The organism is Pseudoalteromonas sp. Scap03 (genome assembly GCF_013393115.1).
Lineage (GTDB): Bacteria > Pseudomonadota > Gammaproteobacteria > Enterobacterales > Alteromonadaceae > Pseudoalteromonas.
Genome location: NZ_VDEU01000001.1, coordinates 828,940 through 851,378, shown reverse-complemented (window position 1 = coordinate 851,378; position 22,439 = coordinate 828,940). Strand labels below are relative to the sequence as shown.

Below are 22,439 nucleotides of genomic sequence, written 5' to 3'. Positions count from 1 at the left end.
ATTATCCTCCAGCGCTTGATTTAATATAGCCGTCTAATACTCGCTCAATTTGATCGTCTAACTCTAAATCAAGCAATCGCGCTTGTACTTTATCAATTGGCCACTGCACTCGACGCATAATATCGTCCACACTAGTCACCTCAAACCCAATACTATTAAGTACCTCACAATCTGAGGTTACAGCATCAGTTAACTCTTTATAGTTTAGACCAGAAGGGTATGAAAAGTTCATCTCATCAAGGATATCTGCGACGTTCTCAACCAGCTTAGCACCTTGCTTAATTAAAAAGTGGCTGGCTTGTGCCAGCGGGTTTTTAATTGAACCGGGTACCGCAAAAACCTCTTTATTCTGTTCAAGTGCATAACGTACGGTGATCAGTGAGCCGCTTTTTATTTCGGCTTCAACAATTAAAACGCCTAAGGAGAGCCCTGAAATAATACGATTGCGCCGTGGGAAGTTGTGCGCATTGGCAGCCGTACCAGGCAAAAACTCACTAACCAATAAGCCTGTTGCTAATACTTGCTCTGTGAGTAACTTATGGCGTTTAGGATAGTAAATATCAACGCCTGTCCCTAGCACTGCAATGGTTTTGCCATTTCCTGACAGTGCCCCTTTATGGGCAGCACCGTCAATACCTCGCGCCATACCTGAGGTTACTGTTATGCCAGCAAGGGTTAACTGGTGTGCAAACTCAGCAGCAATTTCAAGCCCTGTAGTCGTTGCGTTTCGACTGCCAACAATGGCTATTTGCGGCGAAGCCAGCAAGCTGATATCCCCTTTACAAAAAAGTAATAGTGGCGCACTGGCTATTTGTTTTAGCTGTTCTGGGTAGGTGGTATCAAAAATACTAATAACAACAATGTTTTGTTGGCTGATCAACTGCTCATAATGTGCAACTTGCTGCCAGTTAGTGTTAAGTAAGTTGCTAGCTTGGTGAGCCGTTAAACCAATGTTTACTAGCTCAGCGTGTGATAAAGAAAACAGCGATGCTAAACTGTATTGTTGAGACAGGGCTAAGAGCGTTTTAATCCCTAGCCCTTTGCATAAGTAAAAGGCAAGCCAATGATTTAGCTTGCCACACGATTGTTCCATGTTCCCTCCTAGAACACCGACTCGCTACTTAATGAATAACTGCTAAATCTCCAATGCGAATTGGGTGCTGATTTTTAGTGATCAGCGCATAACTAACTTTGTCATACACTTTAAAAATAATCATTTCACCAACTTTTTCAGCTGGCATTTTCCACGTTATGCTGTCTTCATCAGTTTCTGAGCCGAATAATTCGCTAGTAGCCGATACCAATTTTTCTAAACGACTTGAATCTTCGGTATAGCGCGGACCTCGAGCACCATCAATTACTTTAGGTGATTGGCGTTCAATATCAAGTACATGGCCCACTTCAACTTGTTGCTCAGAGCCTAAGTTTAGCACCACCACATCCATCGTGCTAAATTCTCTCACTTCACGAGGAGATGCAATTACATGGCCCTGCAGCGGCTGGGTAGGACGATGCATATTAAAATACACTGGCAGCATCTGCCCTTCCATGGCGGGTAATAAAAAGTCACCTTGTTTAATTTCACGTTTTACTGATTCAACCCTGACTGAGGCAGGTTCGCCATTGGCGGCATCACCAGCTCTAAAGGCCCGGGCCATACCTACATAAGATGCTCTACTCGCTAGTTCTTCACCTGTTTTAGGATCGGTGTAAGGCGCTCCTTCATGGTAAATAGCATAAGCCTGATGGCGCTTTAAATTACCTTTAACATATAGAATATGATCAATAGTTTGAGTTTTAGTATTTTCGTTTGCACCTAAAATATAGGGTTTTTCTTTTACCAAATCGCTGTTTATCGCTTGTTCAAATGACAAATACGGTTTAATCAGCGCAAGCGGTAATGTAGTGATAGCGTCTTTCCCTTTAGGAGTAATACGCCCTATAGGTGATAGCTTTCTATACGCTTTATTAATTACTAAACGCGGATTACCGTCTGTATCGTAAATTAATGCTAACGCATCGCCCGGGTAAATAAGATGAGGATTGCCTATTTGCGGATTCATTTGCCATAACTCAGGCCACAGCCACGGCTCGTTTAAATATATCGCTGAGATATCCCAAAGCGTGTCACCTTTTTTTACAACGTACTGTTTAGGCGCGTCTTTTTTTATAGTTAGTACATCTGCTAGCACAGGAAAAGTAGCACTTAATGCAAGTATTATTGCAATGAATGGAGATTTCATTGAGCTTCCTCATAGTGTTTTTTCATTATTATTAATCAAAACCTGTTAAAGGGGAACGTGAATGGCTAAAATAAGAACATACGATACCCTAAATTTAAGCATAAGTGTAAAAGGTAACTATGGCTAGGTTAGAAGTTTTAAGATTTCCAGATGAACGTTTACGTACAATCGCAAAAGAAGTAACTGTTGTTGACGACCAAGTACGTGAAATCGTCAAAGATATGCTAGAAACTATGTACGACGAAAATGGTATTGGACTTGCTGCTACGCAAGTTGATATTCACCAACGTATTGTGGTGATCGATGTATCAGAAGAACGCGATGAACCACTGGTACTTATCAATCCACAAATTATCAAAAAAGATGGCTCTACCGTGAGTGAAGAAGGCTGTTTGTCAGTTCCTCATTCGTATGCAAAAGTTGACCGTGCAGAGACTGTTACCGTGGCTGCACTCAACGAAGAAGGTAAAGAGTTTGTTCTTGATGCCGACGAATTATTAGCGATTTGTATTCAGCATGAGCTTGATCACCTTCAAGGTAAATTATTTATTGATTATTTATCTCCATTAAAGCGCCAACGCATCCGTAAAAAGCTTGAAAAAGAAGCGAAGTTTGCAGCGCAATAATAAGCACCTTAGTAAATAATTAGGAAACTCAGTGACACAACCATTACGCATTATATTTGCCGGTACGCCGGACTTTGCTGCACGCCACCTGCAAGCACTCATCAATAGTGAACACCAAATTGTGGGCGTTTACAGTCAACCAGATCGTCCAGCGGGTCGCGGAAAAAAACTAAAAGCCAGTGAAGTAAAAGCGCTTGCACTAGAACATGAGCTACCTGTTTTTCAGCCGCAATCTCTCAAAACAGATGAGGCACTTGAAGAATTAAACAGCCTCAATGCCGATATCATGATTGTGGTTGCCTACGGTTTAATTTTACCTAAAGCCATTTTAGATGCCCCGCGTTTAGGGTGTTTAAATGTGCATGGCTCTATTTTACCGCGCTGGCGTGGTGCCGCGCCTATTCAACGTGCTATTTGGGCAGGCGATCAGCAAACCGGTGTAACGATAATGCAAATGGATGAAGGGCTAGATACCGGCGATATGCTGCATATTAGCCGCTGCCCTATTGATAATACTGAAACCAGTGCCAGCTTATACACTAAGCTTGCTGAACTCGGGCCTGATGCATTAATCGATACCATAAATCGTTTAGCCAACGGGGAAATAACGCCTGAACCACAAAACGATACCGATGCCAATTACGCTAAAAAACTCTCAAAAGACGAAGCCAACATTGATTGGTCTATGGATGCCGAGCAAATCGAGCGCAACATTCGTGCCTTTAACCCATGGCCAGTATGCTTTACCCAAATGAGTGGTAATACGGTAAAAATATACCAAGCAAATGTGGTTGAACAATCAGGCGCATCTGGCACTGTCTTAGCAAGTGATAAAAACGGTATCGTTGTGGCTTGTGGTAAACACGCTTTATCTATTGGCGAATTACAACCACAAGGCAAAAAGCCAATGGCAATTAATGATTTTTTAAACGGTCGTAGCGATTGGGTCACACCCGGCACCGTATTAGGCGAAAATAATGAGTAATGTAAGCAATGTCAGAGCGCTAGCCGCTGAAACTTTATATAACGTGGTTGATAAAGGCGCATCGCTTAATCAAGAACTCCCTTTCGCTAGCCAAGGCTTATCACCTAAAGATAAAGCCTTACTGCAGCAAATTTGCTATGGAGTATTACGTTACTTACCTAGCCTAGAAAATTATTGCCAGCATCTAGTCGAGCAACCGCTTAAAGGCAAACGTCGTATTTTCCAGTTTTTATTGTATGTAGGCATTTACCAACTACAACACATGCGTGTACCGCCGCATGCAGCAATTAGCGAAACGGTTAATGCGTTACAACAATTGCGCGCTCTTGGCTTAAAAGGGCTTATTAACGCCATTTTACGAAGCTTTCAACGTCAGCAAGTTGAGCTTGAAGAAAAAGCCAAACAAATTCCGGTATGTTTATACAACCACCCAAATTGGTTTATAAAGCAAGTAAAAGAAGCCTATCCAGATCACTGGGAAGACATTCTAGAAGCAAACCAACAGCAAGCGCCAATGTGGCTGCGAGTGAATCAATCGCAGTTTAGCACCCAAGAATATAGCGAAATGCTAACCGCTAACGATATTGAACACACTCTAAACCCTGATTTTATTGATGGCATTAAACTAAGCAAACCACGCGATGTGTTTTCACTTCCTGAGTTTGATACCGGTGCTTGTTCAGTACAAGATGCGGCAGCGCAGCTTGCAGCTCGCTACCTAGACCCACAAAATGGTGATGCAATACTTGATGCCTGTGCAGCGCCTGGTGGTAAAACCTGCCATATTTTAGAGCTTGCCGATGCAGATGTGCTCGCGCTTGATAGCGATGCCACACGATTAGAACGTGTTAAACAAAACTTAGAACGAATTGGTTTGGGCGCCGACTTACAATGTGGTGATGCATCGCAACCTCACACTTGGTGGGATGAAGATCAGTTTGATCGTATTTTGTTAGATGTACCCTGCTCTGCAACGGGCGTAATTCGTCGTCATCCAGATATAAAATGGCTACGTCGCGCATCCGACATTAACGACTTATCGACCCTACAAGGCGATATACTCGATAGCATTTGGCCATTGTTAAAACCAGGCGGCACATTAGTGTATGCAACTTGCTCGGTACTTCCTCAAGAAAACCAACAACAAGTTGCTAAGTTTTTAGCTAATAACGACGATGTGGAGCATATTCCTCTGCACAGCGAAGACACAAAAACCACACCAGGCTTACAGCTGTTACCAGGTGAAAGTGACGGTTTTTACTACGCTAAATTAGTTAAAAAAGCCTAGTATTGCAACGCAACACATTTAACTACCTCGCTTTGAGGTAGTTATTATTTTGATGTAATTAGTATTAATAATACGGGTACATAATGAAAATAATCATACTCGGTGCTGGACAAGTTGGCGGCACACTCGCAGAAAACTTAGTGGGTGAACAAAACGAAATAACCGTAGTTGATATCGACGGTAACCGCTTGCGTGAACTGCAAGATAAATACGATTTACAAGGTGTTGCAGGCCACGGCGCCCACCCTGACGTGTTGAGTCGCGCAGGAGCTGAAGATGCCGATATGATTATCGCCGTAACCAGCTCAGATGAAGTAAACATGGTGGCATGCCAAGTTGCTTACAGTATTTTTAATACGCCAACCAAAATTGCCCGCATTCGCTCTGAGCAATATTTAAAATACCGCGAAAAACTCTTTCATAATGATGATTTACCTGTCGATCATTACATAGCCCCAGAAGCACTCGTAACTAAATATATTCGCCGTTTGATAGATTACCCTGGTGCATTGCAGGTATTACAATTTGCCGACGGCATGCTCTCTTTAGTAGCTGTAAAAGCCTACTATGGCGGTTTATTGGTAGGCTATGCCCTATCTACACTTAAGCAACATATTCCTAATGTAGAAACCCGGGTAGCCGCTATTTACCGTCAAGGCAAGGCAATAAAACCGCAGGGTACTACTGTAATAGAAGCCGACGATGAAGTATTTTTTATTGCCGCCACCAAACATATTCGTGCGGTAATGAACGAGCTACAAAAACTGGAACGCTCGTACAAAAAAATTATGATAGCCGGTGGCGGTAACATTGGTGCTGGCCTTGCACGCTCACTAGAAAGAAACCACAGCGTTAAATTATTAGAACGCAGTAAAGAGCGCGCAGAGCAACTCTCTGAAATGCTCGACAACACCGTGGTATTTTGTGGTGATGCGTCCGATCAAGAGTTGCTCTCTGAAGAACACATTGAACAAGTTGATGTATTTATTGCCGTTACTAACGATGATGAAGTGAATATTATGTCGGCCATGCTCGCAAAACGCATGGGGGCACAAAAAACCATGGTGCTTATTCAACGAGGTGCTTACGTTGATTTAGTACAGGGCGGTGAAATTGATATTGCCATTTCACCACAACAAGCGACTATTTCTGCGTTACTTACGCACGTGCGCCGAGGCGACATTGTAAATGTGTATTCACTGCGTAAAGGGGCTGCAGAAGCCATAGAGGCAGTTGCCCATGGTGATGAAAACACATCTAAAGTAGTGGGTCGCGCGATTGCAGATATTAAATTGCCAGCAGGTACCACAATAGGTGCAATTGTACGTAATGACGATGTACTAATTGCCCACGACGACACGATAATTCTATCAGGCGATCATGTAATTATGTTCTTAATTGATAAGAAACACATTAACGTGGTTGAAAAGTTATTCCAAGTTAGCGCTATTTTTCTATAATTAAACTGCTTGAGTTAAGTAATCAACAAACACAAAAAAGCCGCTGACTATTAAGCGGCTTTAGTGGAGTATGATGGGGTAATACTTATTGTACTCTTGCAAACTCTTCTTTAGAAAGTTCACCATTTCCGTCAGTATCTAAGTCATCAAAAATGTTCATGAGTTGTTTATTAGCAGCCGCTTCCTGCTGACTAATTACACCGTCGCCATTGCTATCAAAAGAGGCAAAGTCTACTGCTGCGTATGCCGCTGATGATGATAATACTAAAATCGCAAGTGTTGTATTTAATGCTTTCATAATAAGTCTCCTTAAAGAGGGAAATCCTTTTCTGAGATCCCTGTGCAATGAAAAAAGTTAAAAATTAAAAGTTTGCAAACTCAGCTTTAGAAAGCTCACCATTACCGTCAGTATCAAGCTCAGTAAATGCGGCCGTTAAATCAGCATTTACAGCAGCTTCGCTTTGACTAATAACCCCATTACCGTCGACATCAATTGTGTCAAAGTCGCTAGCGGCAAAGGCCGCTGATGAAGAAGCTAGCGCGATCAGTGCGAATGTTTTGTGTAATGTTTTCATAATTTAATCCTTCAAAATGTAATGCTTTGTGCTATTGGAAATGTCAGGCTATAACCGTCCTTGCCATTCTTTTTCATAGGCTCCCTTGCCTACTTAGGTTGTCTTTGGCAACTCAGAATATACCCAGCTTTAGCTTATGCTTTAGAAAATTCTGCTTTTGATAGCTCACCGTTTTGGTCTGTATCAAGCTCTGAGAACATACTCATTAGCTTTGCATCAACTGATGCTTCACTTTGGCTAATAGCACCGTTACCGTCAGTATCAAGTGTATCAAAATCGCTGGCAGCAAAAGCTGCTGATGAAGAAGCAAGTGCGATAAGTGCGAATGTTTTGTGTAATGTTTTCATAATGAGTATTCCTTAAAATCGTTTAAATAATGTGGGAGATTTAGCTCCCAAAGTTTAATAACTTAGGGTTATGCTTTAGAGAACTCTTCTTTTGATAGCTCATCGTTTTGGTCAGTATCAAGCTCTGAAAATAGGCTCATTAGTTTTGCATCAACTGATGCTTCGCTTTGACTGATCGCGCCGTTGCCGTCAACGTCTAGCGTATCAAAATCGCTTGCTGCAAAAGCAGCTGATGAAGAAGCCAATGCGATAAGTGCTAAAGTTTTATTAATGCTTTTCATAATCAATCTTCCTTCAAAGTTTATGTTTTATGCGATTAAGTGTTTTACTTCAAATCACGTTTCGTTCAATACAACCTGACTATTACAACTTCGATGCCAACAATGAAAAGTATTTTATTTTCAATGGGTTAACCTTAAAATAGCTTTAAGTAGCATTATTTCACTCGTTATTTTGTTGCTCTTTAGCAACAGTGAATAAAGCGATAAAATTAAAGTCTTAAAAAACAATGGGTTGGTTTTTATAAAAACACCACACGATCAGTGAAAAACCACTAACAAAGCGAGTTAATTAAACAAAAAGGAAGGTTAGTTGAGATTTATTTTGTTATAAATAAAAAACTATAATTAAAAAATAGATTTAAGTTACTGTTTTTAAATAGTTTAAAAATAAATTTAAGATGACGTTGAAAATTTACAGCCGCACAAGGCTATTTGTTGCAAAATGACGAAATCACGTGAGTATGCTGAGCTTATAATAGAAGCTTGTTCAACTTGATATGCCCCTAAACTATTTCAACTTCAAGCGCACTAGGGTCAATAAAGTGATCTCCCATTAACGCTTTCATTTGCTCTTCACTGGCAAATAATCGAATCCCACAACAGATACCGCTAGCATGTTTTTTTACACTGCATATTTGCCCCTCATGCTTAGTATCGCCATCAAATACAACCGTACAGCGCATGTCTTTTAACTCATCGAGTTCTTGGGTGGTTTTAATATCGAACATAACACCGGTGAGCGAAATGTCTTTTATAACCCCTTCAAAGGGAGGCTGCTCATCGGTTAATGTTAACTTAGCAGGAAACAACGTGGGTATGCGTGCTTGTGAGCGAAGCGCAAACAACTGTACTTGTGAAGGGTATTGAATAAACAACAATTTAGCAGGGTGAGAGGCAACAGACATAAGTTGCTGACGAAAAGCAATAATGTGCCCACCACTGCCCTCTATAAGCGCCCTTACCACCACCATAACACCATCACGCAGGAAATCACTTGCCATGGGGAGTCGCTTAGCGCTGGGATAGTTTAAAATAATAAATTTGTTTTCTAATAAACCAATAAACTCCGTTTTTACACGTCGGCTACTGGTTGGTGTCAGTATTTCTACATCGACTATGCCACCTGTGACGATTTGGTTTAACTTTTCCAAATTGGTTTTTTGCATAGTTCCTTCCTAATATTTAAAACCTTATCCGCGCCAAAATGTTGGGGTGAATAGCACTAACAGTGTAAATATCTCTAATCGGCCGAATACCATAGCGACTGTTAGTATCCATTTAGCGGCATCACTAATCGCACCATAATGAGAGGCTACGTCACCCAAACCTGGGCCCAAGTTATTAAGGCATGCTGCCGTCGCAGAGAATGCGGTAATGTTGTCTAACCCTGTGCCCATTAACGCTAACATTATAATAATAAAGACTAGTGCATAAGCTGAGAAAAAGCCCCATACCGCTTCAACTACTTTGTCGGGTAAGGCTTTACGCCCGAGTTTTATTGAATATATTGCTCGAGGATGTACTAAGCGGTTAAGCTCGCGCACCCCTTGCAAGTACAACAAAAACACACGAACAACTTTCATACCACCACCGGTAGAACCAGCACAGCCGCCAATAAAGCTAGAAAAAATAAGTAAAATAGGTAAAAACAACGGCCAAGCTGAAAAATTATCTGTGGCAAACCCTGCAGTACTACTAATAGACACCGCTTGAAACAACGCCTGATCGAGGGTTTCATCACCATTTGCATAAATATCATGAGACGAAAGCACAGTAAAGCAAATTACCACCAGCGCTAACTGAATACACAAGAATACTTTAAACTCAGGGTCGCGAATGTACACACTAATATTACGGCTTGCTACAGCGGCATAATGTAGTGAAAAGTTAATAGCGGCTATAATTAAAAAGAACACACAAATAAAGTTAATTACAGGGCTATCAAAGTGCCCCATTGACGCGTCATAAGTAGAAAAACCACCAATAGCAACTGTAGAAAAAGCATGGCATATAGCGTCAAACCAGTTCATCCCTGCGCTCCAATACGCCAAAGTACACGCAAGAGTAATAGATACGTAAATATACCAAAGGTGCTTAGCTGTATCGGCAATACGCGGGGTCATTTTGGAGTCTTTTACTGGGCCAGGAATTTCAGCTCGGTACAACTGCATGCCACCGACGCCAAGCATTGGCAGTATGGCTACTGCTAATACAATGATCCCCATCCCACCAAACCACTGTAATTGCTGGCGATAAAATAATACCGATTTAGGCAAGTATTCTATGCCAGTTAATACGGTCGCCCCTGTGGTAGTTAAGCCTGAGAAAGCTTCAAACACTGCATCGGCCAAAGAGAGGTTGGGTTCTTGTAAAAATATCAGCGGCAATGACGCAAACGCCCCTAGTACCAACCAAAACAAAACCACAATTAAGAAGCCTTCGCGTGCTTTTAAATCACCATGCTCATGCCTATTTGGATAGTAAGCCATTAAGCCAATAATAACGCTAAATATAAAGGCTAAAACAAACGGTACCCCTCCGCCATCTTTATAAATTAAAGACACGAGTGCTGGTGGCACCATTGTAATACTAAATAGCGCGACCAGTTGGCCAAGAATTTTTATGATGGTACGAAATTGCATTGAGCGTATCGCTTTTTTATTAGTAAATTAAAATAACTACTGTATGACTCGAAAATTTAATCTGTAGTGATTAAATAGGATGGATGTAAGACTATTACTCTTTGATTGTTAACTCAACTGCGCCGTGACTTAAATCAAAAATATCTTTGCATGCTTGCTGTGCTTGGCGGCTATCAATAGTAATACTCCACTCAATATTTGCCGTAAACTGCTTTTCAATATTAAGTACCTGAAAGTTGGTTTTTAAGTGCTGTTCTATTGCGCCTTGCATACTGTATTCACTAAAGCCAACCAGCTCAATGCTGGGTACTTTTACCACTGTTTGTAATTTTGCTAAGGCATTATTAAGTGAGCCACCATAAGCACGAACTAATCCACCGGTACCAAGCTTTATACCACCAAAATATCGTGTTACCACAGCAGTTACTTCACCTAGACCAGAGCCCACCAGCACGTTGAGCATAGGTTTACCGGCGGTGCCATTTGGCTCTCCATCGTCAGAAAAACCATAAACATGGCTTCCACCAGGATTACCCGCAACATGCGCCCAACAATTATGGCGTGCATCACTGTATTTTTCTTCAATGTTTTTAATAAAGGCTTTCGCAGAGTTTAAATCAGGCGTGTGGCCTATATGCACAATAAAGGTACTTTTTTTAATTTCTTCTTGATGAAAAACATCGTCGGCTGGGTATTTATATTCTGACATAGCGCTTACTTGGCTGTTAAATTAAAAATGGGGCCAACAGGCCCCTTTCGTGAATAATATAAACTGTTACTAGTTAAATATTAGTCGAGTAATAAATCACGCGTCATATTTTCTAGGCTGTCTTCGTGAACAATAATATTATCTTCAATACGAATGCCGCCAAATGGTTTAAACGCTTCTACTTTTTCCCAGTTAATAAACTGCTTGTTGTCTGTTTGTGCTAAATCACCCAACAAAGAGTCGATAAAGTACAAACCTGGCTCAATAGTAAACACTTGGTTTTTCTCAATTAAGCGAGTGCAGCGTAAAAATGGATGACCCTCTGGTGGTGCCTGATGTGCACCGGTTTCATCACGCATAAAGCCACCTACATCATGTACCTGTGCACCTAAATGATGCCCTAAGCCATGAGGAAAGAAGGTTGAGGTAATTTGACGCTCAACAATTTCAGCTGCAGGTAACTTAACAATATCAAAGTCACTTAGTAACTGTGCAATGCGGTTATGGCAGTCAATATGTAGCTCGCCATACAGTACACCTGGTTTTAAGCTTTTGCCTAACTCAATCTGATGCGCCGTCATTGCTTTAACTAGATCAGCAAACTCGCCTTGCTTTTTAAAGTCGTAGGTACGGGTAATATCTGCAGCATAACCATTAAAGTTAGCCCCCGCATCAATTAAAAATGAGTTATGTGTTTGCGGTGCTTTTGGCTCAAAATGGGTGTAGTGCAAAATAGCGCAGTTTTCGTTAAGGGCCACAATGTTGCCATATGGCATTTCATTTTCGCTCTGACGCGTTGCCATTAAGTACGCCTGCTGAATATCAAACTCGCTACCACCATTAAAAAACGCATCACGCGCCGCTTTGTGGCCATCTACCGCAATACGGTTCGCATTACGTAAACATTCAAGTTCATATTGCGTTTTATAAGCGCGGTGATAATGAATATAGTTAAGTACTGGCTCAGGATTCATAATGCTAAAACCAAGTGCTTGGGCCACTTCTAGGTATTCGCCAATGTAGGCAAATTTAGCTTTATCGTAAGGAAGTAGCTTTTCAACCTGATCAGGCTTTAGTAGCAATTCAATATCGAAGTACTCTGCCCAAAAATCTCTTGGTTCATCAGGTACCTTGTGCCAAAAGTCAATTGGACGATAAAAAATAAGCTTTGGCTTATCGCTACCATTTACCACAATCCAGCAATGCGGATTATCAATAACCGGTAACCACGCTTTAAAATGGGGGTTAACTTTAAACGGGTAATACATATCATCTAAAAATTGGCGCTTAGCTTGGCCTGAATGAATGACTAATCCTTCTAACCCTTCTTGCTCACAAATAGTACGTGTACGCTGCTGCAATGTTGCAATATGTTCGGCGTATAATACGGCTAATTTTTCCATAATAAACCCATCTGTTAAATTTAACTTGCTCTGAGTCTATCACTTATAAACAAAGCGCTCAAAAAAGAGGGATAGTTACCGTGTAAATATCCCTCTGCTGTTGTAGATTTATTTTTACTACCCGCCCATGGTCATCTCTAATAGTGGCGCGAGTAAATTCCCCTCTCGGCCAAGGCGAGTATGGTAAACCTGCCGATACGCAAATACGTTTTTTACGTAGTCTCGAGTTTCTCTATATGGAATAAGCTCAACCCATAACTCTGCAGGCATCGCTTCTTCTGGTAACCAACGCTTAATTCGATGATACCCGGCGTTATAGGATGCTGTTGCCAATACCTCATTACCGTGATTTTTCATTTTTAAATACTGTAAATAACGGGTGCCAAGTCGAATATTGGTTTTTGGCTGATACAACCGATGGTTAGATACATCGCCTTTGTTAATATATTTTGCGGTGCTTGGTAATAACTGCATTAACCCGCGTGCATTTGCATGAGAACGGGCATCGGGTGCAAATGAGCTTTCTCGACGCGCAATAGCGATACTCCAAGTTAAATCTATTTTGCTACGCTTACTGTAGCGCTCAAACATGTCTTGAAACGCAAATGGAAAACGCAAATCAACATAATCCCATGCTTTTATTTTTGCTAGGGTAAATATTGTACTATCAAACCAATCAAGTTCTGCCGCAAGCACTGACGCTGCTAGCTTTTCATCATCTTCAGAAGTGTTGGTTAAATAATTCCATTCACGTCTGGCCGCTGTAAATCGCTCAAGTTCATATAGTGCCTTAGCACGCTTAAAGCCTGGTGCATTACTGACTTTTGTCACTAAGGCTTGATTTACATTGACTGGTAGCTCATTTAAATCAACCGGTAACCCTAAGCGAGCAGCGGCTAAAAAACCGTAATAATCACGGTTAGCGGCTACCTTGCTCCAAATTGCCTTAGCTTTTTCATGCTCTGCGCGTTTGTCATAACTATAAGCAAGCCAATACTGTTGCCCTAAACTAAGATTTTCTTTACCGGTAAAAAATGCAGCAATGCCTTCCCAATCTTGAGTTTTAAGCATATTGGCTAGTTGCCATTGCATTAATTTACGATCTTGACGCGCTTTAGGGACTTTATTTAAATAAAAGCTCGCCTGGCTATGGCCGCTCGACGCCAACGACAGCGCAAAGGTATAATATACATCCGCCTTTTCATCATCAGCAAAATCAAACATGCCTTCAATTTTTTGCCACGCCTTTAATGCCAGCTCTTTATCACGCCAAATTAAACGCTTAATACCATAAAGCGCTATTTCCCCTTCTTTGGCTGTTTTACGTTTATAGCGGTAAAGGCCTGCAGCAGCACTAGGATCGCGCCTTACCTTGGAATATAAATCAGCTAAATAACGCTCCTTGGCTGGCAATAAGGTTTTTAAATAAGGCAATAAACGATAAGAGCCCCCTTGTGCCGCTAAAGTAACACGCTGCCACACAACATCAGGGGTTAAATAACCATTTTGTCGCCAACGCTTAAAAAGCCCGTCACATTCACTGGGCTGTGACTCGCCAACCGTCCAAATATCGGTTACCTGCGAGAGTATTGCTTTTTTAGGCGCACCAAGATCAAGCTGATAACTAAGGTGGGTACAACTAAGCTCAGTGTCAGAGGTTTCACGGTAGTTTTTAATAAATGCTGCTTTTTTATTTCTGCGCTTTAAATAATTTAACCATGCTTTGCGCACTGGCCACTCTAATGGAGTGTGTTCATAAATAGTGAGGAAGTTTTCTATTTCTGTTTGGTGTTTTAAACTGGGGTAGCGCTGCCAATAGGCTTTTTCTACATAGGGCTTAAGTGGGTAAGACAATGAGTCTACCGCTTCTTTAAAGCTATTGTAATCGCCATAGCGGGCTTGTTTTTCTGCATCTAAAAATGCATCAAGTTCGGTATTTGCGTTGGCAGAGGGGAAAGAGAAAAATAGAGTCGCTGCCGCTACGCTTAATAAGTATTTTTTCATAATGTCCTTTAGGGCATAGTAACCTTCAAGGCTGACGAAGTGTGGCGAAGAGTAAGTAAACAACAGCACATACACAGCTGTACTATTTATTCTAATAAAACCCAAGCTATGAACACTAAGACAGCGCAATAAAATGAATAAAGAAAACTTTCAAACCCACCTTAGCACCAAACCAGCTATATTTTAACCAGACGTTTGTAACCAAGATAAATTTTTCGTTGCATTTTTAATTTAAAGCAAGCACACTGGTCTGAATATGAACTCATCGTACCAGTCTTAGTTCATCAACTAGGGAGAATAATAATGTTATATAAAAGCGATTCCTTTGAAGTTAGCTTCGTGAAGGAAAACATCGCCGAGTTTAAGTTTTGTGCTACAGGTTCTGTAAACACATTATCTCAACAAACTCTTTCAGATTGCGCGGCAGCATTAAAAGAATTAGCCGCTAACACTGATATTAAAGGCATGATTTTTACCAGTGATAAAGACCACTTTATTATTGGTGCCGATATCTTCGAATTTTTACCTACTTTTACTAAGCCTGAAGCAGAATTAGTAACGTGGATCAAAGATGCAACTGACGTTTTTGATGCAATTGAAGACTTACCATTCCCAACACTCAGTGTTGTAAACGGCTTGGCGCTTGGCGGCGGCTGTGAGTGGGCACTTGCTACCGATTATCGTGTTGCAAGTGACTCAGCAAAAATGGGCTTACCAGAAGTTAAATTAGGCATAATGCCTGGTTTTGGCGGTACAGTGCGCCTTCCGCGCATTATTGGTGCCGATAACGCGATGATGTGGATCACCACAGGTAACGAAAATCGCGCTGCTGACGCCCTTAAAGTAGGTGCATTTGACGCGGTAGTTAGTGCCAACAAACTACAAGAGTCAAGTTTAGCAACACTAGAATTAGCGATTGCTGGCAAGCTAGATTGGCAAGCAAAACGCGCTGTAAAATTACAACCGCTTAAATTAAACCGTGTTGAGCAAGGCATGAGCTTTGCAATGGCAGAAGGTATGGTAATGGGTAAAACCAAAGGCCACTATCCTGCTCCAGTTATGGCAGTTCGCACTATTAAAGCAGCAGCAAACAGCTCACGCGCCGAAGCAATGGCGATTGAAAATGCCAACTTTGCAAAACTAGCACGTACTAGTGAAGCTGCTGCTCAAACGGGTATCTTTTTAGCAGACCAATACATTAAAGGTAAAGCACGTAAGTTTGCTAAACACAGCGATGTAGAAATTAAACAAGCGGCAGTATTAGGCGCAGGTATTATGGGTGGCGGTATTGCATACCAGTCTGCTTATAAAGGCACACCAATCATAATGAAAGACATCCAACAGGATGCGCTAGATTTAGGTATGGGTGAAGCATCTAAACTATTAGGTGCAAAAGTGAAGCGCGGCCACATGCCGATGGAAAAAATGCTAGCAACGCTTAGCAAAATCAAGCCAACGCTTAACGATGCAGACCTACAAAACGCCAACATTATTGTTGAAGCCGTAGTAGAAAACCCTAAAGTGAAGCAAGCCGTACTTGCTGATCTTGAAAAGAATATGCCAGAAGGCACGGTACTTACGTCAAATACATCGACTATTTGTATCGACCTACTTGCAGAAGCGCTTGATAAGCCAGAAAACTTCTGTGGTATGCACTTTTTCAACCCAGTACCAAAAATGCCATTAGTAGAAATTATCCGTGGTGCAAAAACCTCAGATAAAACGATTAATGCCGTGGTTGATTATGCCCTCAAACTAGGTAAATCACCGATTGTTGTTAACGATTGCCCAGGCTTTTTTGTAAACCGTGTTTTATTCCCTTACTTTGCTGGCTTTAGCAAACTAGTGGTTGAAGGCGCTAACTTTGCAAAAGTAGATAAAGTAATGGAAAACGTGTTTGGCTGGCCAATGGGCCCGGCTTACCTACTTGATGTTGTAGGTATTGATACGGCTTATCATTGTACTGGCGTAATGGCAGACGGTTTCCCTGAGCGTATGGCACGTGCAGATAAAGACCCAGTGACTGTTTTTGCTAACGAAAAACGTTTTGGTCAAAAGAACAAAGCAGGTTTCTATAAGTACGAAACAGATCGTCGCGGTCGTCTTAAAAAGTCACATGACCAAACAGCGATTGAACTACTTGCACCAATTACAGACGCACCAAAAGAATTTGATAAACAAGAAATCATTGACCGTTGTATGATCCCAATGATCAACGAAGTGCTACTTTGTTTACAAGAAGGCATTGTTGCTTCTCCTCAAGAAGCTGATATGGCACTTGTATACGGTGTTGGTTTCCCTCCATTTAGAGGCGGCGCGTTCCGTTACTTAGATCAAACAGGTTTAGCTAACTTTGTAGCAACTGCTGACAAATACGCTCACCTAGGTGCGATTTACCAAGTATCAGAGCAAACTCGCAAGTGGGCTGAAGAAGGCCGTGTTTTCTATAAGGTGGAAGGTTAATATCATGAATAATCCAGTAATTGTAGATTGTATCCGCACACCAATGGGTCGCTCAAAAGGCGGCGTATTTAAAAACAAACGTGCGGAAGACTTAAGCGCTCATTTAATGAAAGGCTTATTAGAACGTAATCCGGCAGTTGACCCTGCGTCAATTGACGATATTTATTGGGGCTGTGTACAGCAAACATTAGAGCAAGGCTTTAACGTTGCACGTAACGCATCTCTACTTGCAGGCATTCCACATTCAGTGCCAGCAACCACAGTTAACCGTTTATGTGGCTCATCAATGCAAGCATTGCATGACGCTGTTCGCGCAATTATGACTGGCGCTGGCGACACATACCTAATTGGTGGTGTTGAGCACATGGGTCACGTACCTATGACTCACGGTAACGACTTTCACCCTGGCCTAGCTACATCAATTGCACAAGCATCTGGCTCTATGGGTTTAACCGCTGAGTACCTTGCAACGCTTCACGGTATTAGCCGTGAGCAACAAGATGAGTTTGCTTACCGCTCGCATCAACGTGCACATGCTGCAACAGTTGAAGGCCGTTTCCGCCGCGAAATTTTAGCAATGGAAGGTCACGATGCTGACGGTTCACTTATTCTTGTTGAAGATGATGAAGTAATTCGTCCAGAGACAACAGTTGAAGGTTTATCGCAGCTGCGTCCAGTATTTAACCCTGCTACGGGCTCTGTTACTGCGGGCACATCTTCTGCACTTTCTGACGGCGCATCAGCCATGTTAGTAATGAGCGAAGAAAAAGCAAAAGAATTGGGCTTACCAATTCGTGCACGTATTCGTGCTATGGCTGTTGCCGGTTGCGATCCATCAATCATGGGTTACGGTCCAGTACCTGCAAGTAAAAAAGCATTAGCACAAGCCGGTATTACCATTGATGACATTGACGTAGCTGAGCTTAACGAAGCATTCGCAGCACAATCACTGCCTGTACTTAAAGATCTAGGTTTAGCAGACGTGGTTGACGAAAAAGTGAATTTAAACGGCGGCGCTATCGCACTTGGTCACCCTCTGGGTTGTTCGGGTTCACGTATTAGCACCTCGCTTATTCACTTAATGGAAGACAAAAACGCAAAATACGGTTTGGCAACTATGTGTATTGGTTTAGGCCAAGGCATTGCCACTGTATTTGAACGTGTTCAAGACTAATTAGTTTTTAACATGTAAAACCATCTTGGTGATTAAAAGGCGAACTAGCGCAAGTTAGTTCGCCTTTTTTATGCCACCAGCTTTTGCAGGTTTAAAATGAATAATATGATCGGGTGCATTAAACTTATTTCAGATTATCTATTAATAAGTTGAGCTGTTTTGTTATACGTAAAATAGTTAACCAACAGCTTTATTTACGCTAAACTACCCGACCTAACCAAGCCGCGACTATTTTTACAGGTAATTTTTATGAGCTTTGATAACCCCGATCACCAATTAGATGCCATCGGCCTTCGTTGCCCAGAGCCGGTGATGATGGTACGCGCTGCGATTCGTAAAATGAGCGATGGTGAAACACTGCTTATTATTGCCGACGACCCTTCAACCACCCGCGACATCCCCAGCTTTTGTACCTTTATGGATCACACGCTAGTGGCTAAAGAAGTTGAAGAATCACCGTATAGATATGTGGTGAAGAAAGGGTTGTAATCAGCTATCAGCTATCAGCTATCAGCTATCAGCTATCAGCTATCAGCTATCAGCTATCAGCTATCAGCTATCAGCTATCAGCTATCAGCTATCAGCTATCAGCTATCAGCTATCAGCTATCAGCTATCAGCTATCAGCTAAAAATTAAAAAACCGTGTTTGTTAAATCAAGCACGGTTTTTTATTTTATATTTAAGCTAACGACTGACTGCTTATAGCTTACTGCTCTTACTTCTTAGTTATCGTTACTTGCGGCTTATCGTAGTCACTAAAATCAATGCTGACTATGTACGACCCTTTGATTGCGGGTGTGTAGCTAAAGTAATTATAAATGGTATTACAATCGGCGCGCGTTGATTGGCCAAGTGTTAGGCTTTGTCCTGATGGCTGTGAATCGCTGTAGCCACAGTTAAAACCTTCACTAAAATCTGCATCGGCTATTTTAAACTCGTACACTTTACCTGGGGTCGAAAATTTAACTTGGGCTTGGTAAAGCGAAGGGCCGACTTGTTTAAATTGATATTGAGGTTCTGCATCCCATAATGTGAAATCCCCTCTTAAATAAATACTGCGATCCAATTCTTGCTGCGGCAACACGTCGTTAATCGAAATTTGGCTGGTACAGGCCGTAAGTAAACCAGCCATTGCTAACGTTAAAATTCGTTTTATAGAGATCATCATTTGTATCCTTTGCATACAGTGAATACTAAAAAGCCAGCATAATGCTGGCTTTTTAAATAGCTATAAGCTGTTATTTTTGTAACACAGAAATATCTGCAATTTCTAAAAATAACCCGCTAAGCTGGCTTAAAAGCGCAAGACGGTTTTGCTTAACTGCTTCATCGTCAGCCATTACCATGACATTGTCAAAAAAGTTATCAACACTCTCACGAATGCCTGCTAATTGGCTCAATGCCTCTTGGTAGTTTCCATCGCTGTACAGTGGTGCTAAATCAGTGGCAAATTTTGCAACTTGCGAAGCAAGCACTTTTTCAGCATCATCACTTAATAAGCTCTGATCAACATCACCTTGCGTTGTAATGTTATTTTTAGCCAGAATATTACTTACACGCTTATTAGCCGCTGCAAGCGATTCTGCGGCGTCTAATGTACGGAAATGACTTACGGCTTTAACTCGGCGATCAAAATCAACAGGCTTGGTTGGACGACGCGCCAGTACGGCTTGAATCACATCTACTTCAATACCTTCATCTTGATACCAAGCACGGAAACGCCCTAGCATAAAGTCAAACACATCTGTTGATACATTTAGGTTAGTTAGCTTTTCACCAAACAGAGTTTGTGATTTAGCAACCAGGTCTAAAATATCAAGCGGTAGCTGTTTTTCTACCATGATACGTAATGCACCAATAGCAGCACGACGAAGTGCAAATGGGTCTTTATCACCTTTTGGTGCTTGGCCTATACCAAAAATACCCACCAGCGTATCAAACTTATCGGCAATGGCGACTGCACAGCTGATCAAATTAGTTGGTAAGTTATCACCGGCAAAACGTGGCATGTATTGTTCGTTTTGTGCCACTGCAACTTCTTCTGCTTCACCATCGTGACGCGCGTAATGCATTCCCATTACACCTTGTACGTCGGTAAATTCCATTACCATTTCGGTCATTAAGTCTGTTTTACTTAATAAGCCTGCACGCGCTGCTAGCTCTTTGTCGGCACCAAGTTGCTCGGCAATGTAACCAGCTAGTTCACTAATACGCTGTGACTTGTCTTTAAGCGTACCAAGTTGTTTTTGGAACAATACGCTATCAAGAGACTCTAAACGGCTTTCTAATGTTTTCTTTTTATCTGTTTCAAAGAAGAACTGTGCATCAGCTAAACGCGGGCGCACTACTTTTTCGTTACCAGAAATAACTACACTAGGATCTTTACTTTCGATGTTAGAGACAAACAAAAACTTATTTAAAAGTTTGCCGTCTTGATCTAATAACGGAAAGTATTTCTGATCGTCTTTCATGGTGTAAATAAGCGCTTCAGCAGGTACATCTAAAAATGCTTCTTCAAATGTGGCTGTTAGCGTTACTGGCCATTCTACCAATGAAGTAACTTCTTCAAGTAAGTCTTCATCCATAGCAACAACGGCATTAACTGCTTTGGCTGCATCTTCTATTTGCGCGCGAATCTGTGCTTTACGCTGTTCGTAGTCAGCAACAACGTAAGCTGATTTAAGTACATCAAACACATCATCAGCATGATCAATGCTAATTTTTTCAGGGTGATGAAAACGATGGCCTTGCAATTGATTACTCACTTGCTTACCAAGAATTTCACCCTCAACCAGTTCACTACCGAATAAAATAGTTACCGTATGCACAGGACGAATAAATTGTGTTTTATTCGCACCCCAACGCATTGGTTTAGGGATAGGTAGTTTAGCTAGCGCTTTGCTTATAGCGTCGGTCATTAACGTTTTGGTTTCTTGCCCTGCTACTTTAGCTATGTGCAATAACCATGCGCCCTTATCTGTTTCTAGTGTTTGCGCATCTTTTACTTCAATACCACAACCACGAGCCCAACCCATGGCTGCTTTAGTTGGGTTACCCTCAGCATCAAAAGCGGCTTTAGTTGCAGGGCCACGTTTTTCAACTTCTTTGTCCTGTTGTTTAGCTTCAAGTGCTTTTACTTGTAAACCTAAACGACGTGGCGATGCATACCAGTTCACACCTTGGTGACCTAGTTCTAGACTTTCTAATTCTGCTGTTAAGTTTGCAGCAAAGGCTTCGGCTAATTTACGAAGTGCTTTTGGTGGCAACTCTTCGGTGCCAATTTCTACTAATAAATTTTCTGCTGACATGCTTACTTATCCTTACACAGCGGGAAACCAAGTGCTTCACGTGCATCGTAATAACTTTGTGCACACGCTTTTGATAACGCACGAACGCGTAAAATATAACGTTGACGCTCAGTTACTGAAATAGCATGACGTGCGTCTAATAAGTTAAATGCGTGCGATGCTTTCATTACTTGCTCGTAGGCTGGTAATGGTAGGCTTGCTTCAATTAGCTTTTGGCTCTCAGCTTCACATTTATCAAACTGTTCAAATAAGTCGGCTACGTTTGCATGTTCAAAGTTATAGGTTGATTGCTCAACTTCATTTTGATGGAACACATCACCGTAAGTTACGCGCCCAAATGGACCGTCTGCCCATACTAGGTCGTAAATGCTATCTACGCCTTGAATGTACATTGCTAAACGCTCTAGGCCGTAAGTAATCTCACCCGTTACCGGTGAGCATTCTAAACCGCCCACCTGCTGGAAGTAAGTAAACTGCGTTACTTCCATACCATTTAACCAAATTTCCCAACCTAGGCCCCACGCACCTAATGTAGGTGATTCCCAGTTATCTTCTACAAAGCGAACTTCGTCAGTTAAGGTATCAATACCTACAGCAGCTAAAGAACCTAAGTAAAGCTCTTGAATATTGTCTGGTGATGGTTTTAACACAACTTGGAATTGGTAGTAATGTTGTAAGCGGTTTGGGTTTTCACCGTAACGACCATCGGTAGGACGACGACACGGTTGAACGTATGCGCTCGACATTGGCTCTGGGCCAATTGATTTTAAAAATGTTTGCGGGTGAAATGTCCCTGCGCCCACTTCCATGTCAAGTGGTTGAATAATGACACAGCCTTGCTGTGCCCAATAATCCTGTAAAGCCAGGATCAAACCTTGAAAGGTTTTAACGTCATATTTTTGCATATTTTGGCTTTTTACTATCTGAGAA

At 41.7% G+C, this 22,439-nt stretch carries 21 protein-coding genes; 7 read left to right on the top strand and 14 right to left on the bottom strand.

Annotated elements, in window-relative coordinates; all coding sequences use genetic code 11:
* Position 1 precedes the first annotated feature (1 nt).
* Both dprA and FHG08_RS03810 read right to left on the bottom strand, forming a co-directional pair.
* Complete coding sequence (gene dprA, locus FHG08_RS03815; protein ID WP_178954459.1) at positions 2-1,093, bottom strand: DNA-processing protein DprA; 1,092 nt, start codon at positions 1,091-1,093, stop codon at positions 2-4.
* 28 nt (positions 1,094-1,121) lie between these two features.
* On the bottom strand, positions 1,122-2,243 hold the full coding sequence (locus FHG08_RS03810; protein ID WP_138609094.1) for a LysM peptidoglycan-binding domain-containing protein: 1,122 nt from the start codon (positions 2,241-2,243) through the stop codon (positions 1,122-1,124).
* 119 nt (positions 2,244-2,362) lie between these two features.
* On the opposite strand from FHG08_RS03810, the gene def reads away from it, so the two are divergent.
* From def to trkA, 4 genes are all read left to right on the top strand, one after another.
* A complete protein-coding gene (def, locus tag FHG08_RS03805) occupies positions 2,363-2,869 on the top strand; it encodes a peptide deformylase (RefSeq protein ID WP_138609096.1) in 507 nt (168 codons plus the stop codon).
* Between the two features lie 31 nt (positions 2,870-2,900).
* The gene (gene fmt / locus FHG08_RS03800; protein ID WP_178954457.1) at positions 2,901-3,854 is read left to right on the top strand and encodes a methionyl-tRNA formyltransferase; all 954 of its coding nucleotides are present in this window, start codon (positions 2,901-2,903) and stop codon (positions 3,852-3,854) included.
* Complete coding sequence (gene rsmB / locus FHG08_RS03795; RefSeq protein ID WP_075169469.1) at positions 3,847-5,142, top strand: 16S rRNA (cytosine(967)-C(5))-methyltransferase RsmB; 1,296 nt, start codon at positions 3,847-3,849, stop codon at positions 5,140-5,142. The genes fmt and rsmB overlap by 8 nt, the downstream gene beginning before the upstream one ends.
* A gap of 83 nt (positions 5,143-5,225) precedes the next feature.
* Positions 5,226-6,602, top strand: coding sequence for a Trk system potassium transporter TrkA (gene trkA, locus FHG08_RS03790; RefSeq protein WP_054202928.1), 1,377 nt, complete (start codon positions 5,226-5,228; stop codon positions 6,600-6,602).
* A gap of 85 nt (positions 6,603-6,687) precedes the next feature.
* Here the strand turns inward: trkA and FHG08_RS03785 are convergent, their stop codons facing one another.
* The 9 genes from FHG08_RS03785 to FHG08_RS03745 all read right to left on the bottom strand — a co-directional run bounded on the left by FHG08_RS03785 (position 6,688) and on the right by FHG08_RS03745 (position 14,563).
* Positions 6,688-6,900 carry an EF-hand domain-containing protein gene (locus FHG08_RS03785; protein WP_178954455.1) on the bottom strand — a complete coding sequence of 71 codons (213 nt, stop codon included), beginning with the start codon at positions 6,898-6,900 and terminating at the stop codon, positions 6,688-6,690.
* A 64-nt stretch (positions 6,901-6,964) separates the two neighbouring features.
* Positions 6,965-7,177, bottom strand: coding sequence for an EF-hand domain-containing protein (locus FHG08_RS03780; RefSeq protein ID WP_178954453.1), 213 nt, complete (start codon positions 7,175-7,177; stop codon positions 6,965-6,967).
* A 134-nt stretch (positions 7,178-7,311) separates the two neighbouring features.
* Positions 7,312-7,524, bottom strand: a complete 213-nt coding sequence (locus FHG08_RS03775; protein ID WP_008112939.1) for an EF-hand domain-containing protein — start codon at positions 7,522-7,524, stop codon at positions 7,312-7,314.
* Between the two features lie 68 nt (positions 7,525-7,592).
* The gene (locus FHG08_RS03770; RefSeq protein ID WP_178954451.1) at positions 7,593-7,805 is read right to left on the bottom strand and encodes a calmodulin; all 213 of its coding nucleotides are present in this window, start codon (positions 7,803-7,805) and stop codon (positions 7,593-7,595) included.
* A 503-nt stretch (positions 7,806-8,308) separates the two neighbouring features.
* The gene (locus tag FHG08_RS03765) at positions 8,309-8,971 is read right to left on the bottom strand and encodes a flagellar brake protein (protein ID WP_178954449.1); all 663 of its coding nucleotides are present in this window, start codon (positions 8,969-8,971) and stop codon (positions 8,309-8,311) included.
* A 24-nt stretch (positions 8,972-8,995) separates the two neighbouring features.
* Positions 8,996-10,447 carry a TrkH family potassium uptake protein gene (locus FHG08_RS03760; protein ID WP_178954447.1) on the bottom strand — a complete coding sequence of 484 codons (1,452 nt, stop codon included), beginning with the start codon at positions 10,445-10,447 and terminating at the stop codon, positions 8,996-8,998.
* A 94-nt stretch (positions 10,448-10,541) separates the two neighbouring features.
* A complete protein-coding gene (locus FHG08_RS03755) occupies positions 10,542-11,156 on the bottom strand; it encodes a YigZ family protein (protein WP_076920146.1) in 615 nt (204 codons plus the stop codon).
* Positions 11,157-11,236: 80 nt separating this feature from the next.
* Entirely contained in the window at positions 11,237-12,559 is a 1,323-nt protein-coding gene (gene pepQ / locus FHG08_RS03750) for a Xaa-Pro dipeptidase (RefSeq protein WP_010392729.1), read from the bottom strand.
* 117 nt (positions 12,560-12,676) lie between these two features.
* Positions 12,677-14,563 carry a transglycosylase SLT domain-containing protein gene (locus FHG08_RS03745; protein ID WP_178954446.1) on the bottom strand — a complete coding sequence of 629 codons (1,887 nt, stop codon included), beginning with the start codon at positions 14,561-14,563 and terminating at the stop codon, positions 12,677-12,679.
* 303 nt (positions 14,564-14,866) lie between these two features.
* On the opposite strand from FHG08_RS03745, the gene fadB reads away from it, so the two are divergent.
* The 3 genes from fadB (at position 14,867) to tusA (ending at position 18,689) form a co-directional block, all read left to right on the top strand.
* Entirely contained in the window at positions 14,867-17,026 is a 2,160-nt protein-coding gene (fadB, locus tag FHG08_RS03740) for a fatty acid oxidation complex subunit alpha FadB (RefSeq protein ID WP_178954444.1), read from the top strand.
* Positions 17,027-17,030: 4 nt separating this feature from the next.
* Entirely contained in the window at positions 17,031-18,200 is a 1,170-nt protein-coding gene (gene fadA, locus FHG08_RS03735) for an acetyl-CoA C-acyltransferase FadA (RefSeq protein WP_178954442.1), read from the top strand.
* Between the two features lie 249 nt (positions 18,201-18,449).
* Positions 18,450-18,689 carry a sulfurtransferase TusA gene (gene tusA / locus FHG08_RS03730; protein ID WP_008112953.1) on the top strand — a complete coding sequence of 80 codons (240 nt, stop codon included), beginning with the start codon at positions 18,450-18,452 and terminating at the stop codon, positions 18,687-18,689.
* A 227-nt stretch (positions 18,690-18,916) separates the two neighbouring features.
* On the opposite strand, the gene FHG08_RS03725 is transcribed toward tusA, so the two are convergent.
* From FHG08_RS03725 to glyQ, 3 genes are all read right to left on the bottom strand, one after another.
* The gene (locus FHG08_RS03725; protein ID WP_138571045.1) at positions 18,917-19,366 is read right to left on the bottom strand and encodes a hypothetical protein; all 450 of its coding nucleotides are present in this window, start codon (positions 19,364-19,366) and stop codon (positions 18,917-18,919) included.
* A 73-nt stretch (positions 19,367-19,439) separates the two neighbouring features.
* Positions 19,440-21,509: a glycine--tRNA ligase subunit beta gene (gene glyS / locus FHG08_RS03720; protein WP_178954440.1), complete on the bottom strand. Its 2,070-nt coding sequence runs from the start codon at positions 21,507-21,509 to the stop codon at positions 19,440-19,442.
* Between the two features lie 2 nt (positions 21,510-21,511).
* Positions 21,512-22,414 carry a glycine--tRNA ligase subunit alpha gene (gene glyQ / locus FHG08_RS03715; RefSeq protein ID WP_010392717.1) on the bottom strand — a complete coding sequence of 301 codons (903 nt, stop codon included), beginning with the start codon at positions 22,412-22,414 and terminating at the stop codon, positions 21,512-21,514.
* Between the last annotated feature and the right edge of the window lie 25 nt (positions 22,415-22,439).

Coding starts and splice junctions, on each gene's coding strand:
- fadA (WP_178954442.1), top strand. CDS start 17,031: ATGAATAATCCAGTAATTGTAGATTGTATCCGCACACCAATGGGTCGC.
- FHG08_RS03745 (WP_178954446.1), bottom strand. CDS start 14,563: ATGAAAAAATACTTATTAAGCGTAGCGGCAGCGACTCTATTTTTCTCT.
- pepQ (WP_010392729.1), bottom strand. CDS start 12,559: ATGGAAAAATTAGCCGTATTATACGCCGAACATATTGCAACATTGCAG.
- glyQ (WP_010392717.1), bottom strand. CDS start 22,414: ATGCAAAAATATGACGTTAAAACCTTTCAAGGTTTGATCCTGGCTTTA.
- FHG08_RS03755 (WP_076920146.1), bottom strand. CDS start 11,156: ATGTCAGAATATAAATACCCAGCCGACGATGTTTTTCATCAAGAAGAA.
- fadB (WP_178954444.1), top strand. CDS start 14,867: ATGTTATATAAAAGCGATTCCTTTGAAGTTAGCTTCGTGAAGGAAAAC.
- FHG08_RS03760 (WP_178954447.1), bottom strand. CDS start 10,447: ATGCAATTTCGTACCATCATAAAAATTCTTGGCCAACTGGTCGCGCTA.
- FHG08_RS03775 (WP_008112939.1), bottom strand. CDS start 7,524: ATGAAAACATTACACAAAACATTCGCACTTATCGCACTTGCTTCTTCA.
- trkA (WP_054202928.1), top strand. CDS start 5,226: ATGAAAATAATCATACTCGGTGCTGGACAAGTTGGCGGCACACTCGCA.
- rsmB (WP_075169469.1), top strand. CDS start 3,847: ATGAGTAATGTAAGCAATGTCAGAGCGCTAGCCGCTGAAACTTTATAT.
- FHG08_RS03810 (WP_138609094.1), bottom strand. CDS start 2,243: ATGAAATCTCCATTCATTGCAATAATACTTGCATTAAGTGCTACTTTT.
- FHG08_RS03770 (WP_178954451.1), bottom strand. CDS start 7,805: ATGAAAAGCATTAATAAAACTTTAGCACTTATCGCATTGGCTTCTTCA.
- dprA (WP_178954459.1), bottom strand. CDS start 1,093: ATGGAACAATCGTGTGGCAAGCTAAATCATTGGCTTGCCTTTTACTTA.
- tusA (WP_008112953.1), top strand. CDS start 18,450: ATGAGCTTTGATAACCCCGATCACCAATTAGATGCCATCGGCCTTCGT.
- FHG08_RS03785 (WP_178954455.1), bottom strand. CDS start 6,900: ATGAAAGCATTAAATACAACACTTGCGATTTTAGTATTATCATCATCA.
- FHG08_RS03725 (WP_138571045.1), bottom strand. CDS start 19,366: ATGATCTCTATAAAACGAATTTTAACGTTAGCAATGGCTGGTTTACTT.
- FHG08_RS03765 (WP_178954449.1), bottom strand. CDS start 8,971: ATGCAAAAAACCAATTTGGAAAAGTTAAACCAAATCGTCACAGGTGGC.
- def (WP_138609096.1), top strand. CDS start 2,363: ATGGCTAGGTTAGAAGTTTTAAGATTTCCAGATGAACGTTTACGTACA.
- glyS (WP_178954440.1), bottom strand. CDS start 21,509: ATGTCAGCAGAAAATTTATTAGTAGAAATTGGCACCGAAGAGTTGCCA.
- FHG08_RS03780 (WP_178954453.1), bottom strand. CDS start 7,177: ATGAAAACATTACACAAAACATTCGCACTGATCGCGCTAGCTTCTTCA.